This window comes from Rhodococcus sp. R1101 (assembly GCF_000278445.1).
GTDB classification, from domain to species: domain Bacteria; phylum Actinomycetota; class Actinomycetes; order Mycobacteriales; family Mycobacteriaceae; genus Rhodococcus; species Rhodococcus gordoniae.
Genome location: NZ_AJVB01000956.1, coordinates 1 through 422 on the forward strand (window position 1 = coordinate 1; position 422 = coordinate 422).

The following is a 422-nucleotide window of genomic DNA, read 5'->3' on the forward strand; positions in this document are numbered from 1 at the left end:
GACCGCTACCCGCACGAGTTGTCGGGAGGCATGAAGCAGCGCGTCGCCATCGCGCGCAGCCTCGCCTTCGACCCCGAGGTCCTGCTCATGGACGAGCCGTTCGCGGCACTCGACGCCCAGACCCGTGAATCCCTGCAGGACGAACTGCTCCGCATCCGGCGCGAGACCGGTAAGACCATCCTGTTCATCACCCACGGCATCGACGAAGCCGTGTATCTCGGGCAGCGCGTCGCGGTCCTCACGTCCCGACCGGGCCGGATCAAGACGATCGTCGACGTCGACATCGACCGGAACGTCGACGACGTCCGCTCGAGCGAGGCATTCCGGACGTTGCGGCACGACATCTGGTCGCTGCTGCACTCGGAGGTGACCCGCACGCACGACCTCGAACTCGCCACGGCAACGGAAGAGGCCCAGCATGT

1 protein-coding gene is annotated in these 422 nt (G+C 66.6%); it reads left to right on the plus strand.

What is annotated here, in order from left to right:
• The coding region (locus tag R1101_RS29095; RefSeq protein ID WP_016935876.1) for an ABC transporter ATP-binding protein at nt 1–422 on the plus strand (422 nt) is incomplete at both ends.